1 protein-coding gene is annotated in these 3,954 nt (G+C 42.9%); it reads right to left on the bottom strand.

All coding sequences use genetic code 11. The annotated features are described in order from the left end of the window. The coding region (locus IWX80_RS16880) for a beta strand repeat-containing protein (RefSeq protein WP_196854474.1) at positions 1-3,954 on the bottom strand (3,954 nt) is incomplete at both ends.

The raw sequence follows: 3,954 nt of genomic DNA, 5'->3' as shown, positions 1-3,954 counted from the left end.
ATTTGGTACACCAACGTGTAAGAACCAGCAGGCGTACCCGCAGCCACTACCACATCAGTACCAGATAATGTAATTCCAGCATTCGAAGATGAAACGAAAGTCGTAGCCACTTGCGAAGCCAAAACAGGCACACCGTTTAAAGTATCGTTTACCAATACATTGGTGAAAGCCGTTCCGCCGTTGGCACCGTTTACAGGAGTTCCGGCATCATCATTAGCGACAATAGCAGGAGCGGTAACGCTAACAGTAACGGTAGCTGTATCACAATTGGTTGGATTTAAGATTTCACAGATTTGGTACACCAAAGTGTAAGAACCAGCAGGCGTACCCGCAGCCACTACCACAGCAGTACCAGATAATGTCACACCTATATTTGTAGAGGAGATAAAAGTTGTTATTACATCCTCTTTTTTAGCTTCATTACAATTCAGTATATCGTTTATTAAAACATTATTTACTGATATCCCACCTTTTAATCCATTTACTTGTATTCCAGTGTCATCATTTGCTATGATTTCTCCGATGACCGTTACGATTTGATTACAAGTAGCCGTATTTCCAGCATTGTCAGTTACGGTCCAAGTTACGGTGGTGTTTCCGATAGGGAAAACGCCAGGCGCATCGTTGGTTACCGATTTCACTCCACAGTTATCAGCAGTTGTTGGTAATCCAAGAGTAACATTAGCTTTATCCGTTGTGCAAGAAGCCGCATCCACATTTACCGTTACAGGAGCTGCACAAGTGATGGTTGGATTGATATTGTCCACTACCGTTACAATTTGTGTACAAGTGGCAGTGTTGCCAGCAATGTCAGTTACGGTCCAAGTTACGGTGGTGTTTCCGATAGGGAAAACGCTAGGCGCATCGTTAGTTACCGATTTTACTCCACAGTTATCAGCAGTTGTAGGTAATCCAAGAGTAACATTAGCTTTATCCGTTGTGCAAGAAGCAGCATCTACATTTACCGTTACAGCAGCTGCACAAGTAATGGTTGGATTGATATTGTCCACTACCGTTACAATTTGTGTACAAGTAGCTGTGTTACCAGCATTGTCAGTTACGGTCCAAGTTACGGTGGTGTTTCCGATAGGGAAAACGCTAGGCGCATCATTAGTTACCGATTTTACACCGCAGTTATCAGCAGTAGTTGGAGATCCAAGCGTTACATTAGCTTTATCCGTTGTGCAAGAAGCCGCATCTACATTTACCTTTACAGGAGCTGCACAGGTGATGGTTGGATCGATATTGTCAACCACTGTTACGATTTGAGTACAAGTAGCTGTGTTACCAGCATTGTCCGTTACGGTCCAAGTTACGGTGGTATTTCCGATAGGGAAAACGCCAGGCGCATCGTTGGTTACCGATTTTACACCGCAGTTGTCAGCAGTTCTAGGTAATCCAAGAGTAACATTAGCTTTAGCCGTTGTGCAAGAATCCGCATCCACATTCACAGTTACCGGAGCGGCACAAGTGATGGTTGGCAGAATAGAATCGACCACTGTTACGATTTGAGTACAAGTAGCCGTATTACCAGCATTGTCAGTTACGGTCCAAGTTACGGTGGTGTTTCCGATAGGGAAAACGCCAGGCGCATCATTGGTAACCGATTTCACTCCACAGTTATCAGCAGTTGTAGGTAATCCAAGAGTAACATTAGCTTTATCCGTTGTGCAAGAAGCAGCATCTACATTTACCGTTACAGGAGCTGCACAAGTAATGGTTGGATTGATAGTGTCCAGTACCGTTACAATTTGTGTACAAGTAGCTGTGTTTCCAGCATTGTCAGTTACGGTCCAAGTTACGATGGTATTTCCGATAGGGAAAACTCCAGGCGCATCGTTGGTTACCGATTTCACTCCACAGTTATCAGCAGTTGTAGGTAATCCAAGAGTAACATTAGCTTTAGCCGTTGTGCAAGAATCCGCATCCACATTTACCGTTACCGGAGCGGCACAAGTGATGGTTGGCAGAATAGAATCGACCACTGTTACGATTTGAGTACAAGTAGCTGTGTTACCAGCATTGTCCGTTACGGTCCAAGTTACGGTGGTATTTCCGATAGGGAAAACGCCAGGCGCATCGTTGGTTACCGATTTCACTCCACAGTTATCAGCAGTTGTAGGTAATCCAAGAGAAACATTAGCTTTATCCGTTGTGCAAGAAGCAGCATCCACATTTACCGTTACAGGAGCTGCACAAGTGATGGTTGGATTGATAGTGTCCACTACCGTTACAATTTGTGTACAAGTAGCCGTATTTCCAGCATTGTCCGTTACGGTCCAAGTTACGGAGGTGTTTCCGATAGGGAAAACGCCAGGAGCATCATTAGTTACCGATTTCACTCCACAGTTATCAGCAGTTGTAGGTAATCCAAGAGTAACATTGGCTTTATCCGTTGTGCAAGAAGCAGCATCCACATTTACCGTTACAGGAGCTGCACAAGTAATGGTTGGATTGATATTGTCAACTACGGTTACAATTTGTGTACAAGTAGCAGTGTTGCCAGCATTGTCAGTTACGGTCCAAGTTACGGTGGTGTTTCCGATAGGGAAAACTCCAGGCGCATCGTTGGTTACCGATTTCACTCCACAGTTATCAGCAGTTGTAGGTAATCCAAGAGTAACATTAGCTTTATCCGTTGTGCAAGAAGCAGCATCCACATTTACCGTTACAGGAGCTGCACAAGTGATGGTTGGATTGATAGTGTCCACTACCGTTACAATTTGTGTACAAGTAGCCGTATTTCCAGCATTGTCCGTTACGGTCCAAGTTACGGAGGTGTTTCCGATAGGGAAAACGCTAGGCGCATCGTTAGTTACCGATTTTACTCCGCAGTTGTCAGCAGTAGTTGGAGTTCCAAGCGTTACATTGGCATTAGCCGTTGTACAAGAAGCCGCATCTACATTTACCGTTACAGTAGCTGCACAAGTAATGGTCGGTTTAACAGTATCCTTTACAAAAACATTTTGAGTAGCTGTGACATTATTTCCTTTTCCGTCATTGAAAGTCCAAGTGATAATATAAACTCCTTGAGCTGTATAGGTTAGAGGGTCTGACGTTGTTCCTAAAATTGTACCTGCACAGGCATCTGAAGTTGTTGGGGGTATTGCTGTAGCAGAACATTGTCCTACTACATCAGCAAGGATTGGTTTTATTGGCTTTGTATTGTCAATAATTACATTTTGATTTGCTGTTTCAATATTTCCATTACCGTCATCAAAAGTCCAAGTCACTACGGTAGTTCCTTGACTTGTGATAGGAAAAACAGTAGAGGTGGTTCCTGTAATTGTTCCGGCACATTCATCTGAGGTTTTTGGAGGAGTAGCTGTAGCAGAACATTGACCAGTCACATCTGCAAGAATTGGTTTTATTGGTTTAGTAGTATCTTTTACAATTACTTTTTGTGTAGCAGTAGTTGTATTTCCGTTTCCGTCATTAAAAGTCCAAGTGATGGTATAGGTACCTTGAGTAGTATAGGTTAAAGGATCTGTAGTTGTTCCTAAAATTGCATTTCCAGAACACACATCGGTAGTTGTTGGAGCGGTTGCAGTAGCAGAACATTGTCCGATTACATCAGCCAAAACAGGTTTAACAGGCGCAACGTTATCTTTAACAATTACTTTTTGCGTAGCAGTAGTTGTATTTCCGTTTCCGTCATTAAAAGTCCAAGTGATAGTATAGGTACCTTGAGTAGTATAGGTTAAAGGATCTGTAGTTGTTCCTATAATAGCATTTCCAGAACACATATCGGTAGTTGTTGGAGCGGTTGCAGTAGCAGAACATTCTCCGGTTACATCAGCCAAAACAGGTTTAACAGGCGCAACGGTATCTTTAACAATTACTTTTTGTGTAGCAGTAGTTGTATTTCCGTTTCCGTCATTAAAAGTCCAAGTGATGGTATAGGTTCCTTGAGTAGTATAGGTTAAAGGATCTGTAGTTGTTCCTATAATAGCA

This window comes from Flavobacterium sp. CAN_S2 (assembly GCF_015752255.1).
In the GTDB taxonomy this organism is placed as follows: Bacteria; Bacteroidota; Bacteroidia; order Flavobacteriales; family Flavobacteriaceae; genus Flavobacterium.
This window is presented reverse-complemented; position numbering and strand designations above follow the sequence as displayed.